We start from the raw sequence: 653 nt of genomic DNA on the forward strand, positions 1-653 counted from the left end.
GCTTTTTCTTACGTAGAAAAACTAGGTAAAGGAAGCAGGGAAAAGCTAGAAGGAAGCGTACTAAAAAAGCTTATAGCCTTAAACACACATGGTAATAAAGAATTTAGCTACACTGACTTTGTAAGATTACAAAAAGACTTAAGTGGCATAAAAGATAACTTTGCTTCACCCCTTATAAAAGACCAAGCAAACACAGCTTCAGTCTTAGGGGATATATGGAAAAGAGACCCGTGGCTTTTTAGTGGGGATAACACCTTAAATAGGGTTAGCCCTCCTTCTACAATAGCCCAAAATCCAGAAGGAAGTGCAAGACAAAAGGCTAATAACTTCTTAGTAAGGATGTTTGCAACCCTAGTAGCTGGAGACCCTTTACTACCCGTAAATAAAGTAGTGGCTAATGCTTTAAGACACAAAAGAGATATAGAGCTTTTAGATGTTAATGGACTACTAAAGACAATAATTGAAGAGCCAAGCTTTAAAACCTTGCCTCGCCACAATCAAAACATAATAACTAGCATGGCAAAAAAGTGGAAAGAGATAACACAAAGCGAGGCTTATAAGGCTAACTTTATAAGAAGCTTTTTTGCTAATAAAAAAGAGGCTGTAAAAAACACTCAAAAAGAGGCTTCAAAAGACTTAGCACAAAGTAATGA

At 36.4% G+C, this 653-nt stretch carries 1 protein-coding gene; it reads left to right on the plus strand.

The genetic code is table 11. From position 1 onward, the window contains the following. Positions 1–653, plus strand: a 653-nt coding sequence (locus BKH40_RS08865) for a hypothetical protein (RefSeq protein ID WP_180675180.1), incomplete at both ends; no start/stop codon positions are given.

It is taken from the genome of Helicobacter sp. 11S02629-2, from assembly GCF_002272875.1.
Lineage (GTDB): Bacteria > Campylobacterota > Campylobacteria > Campylobacterales > Helicobacteraceae > Helicobacter_I.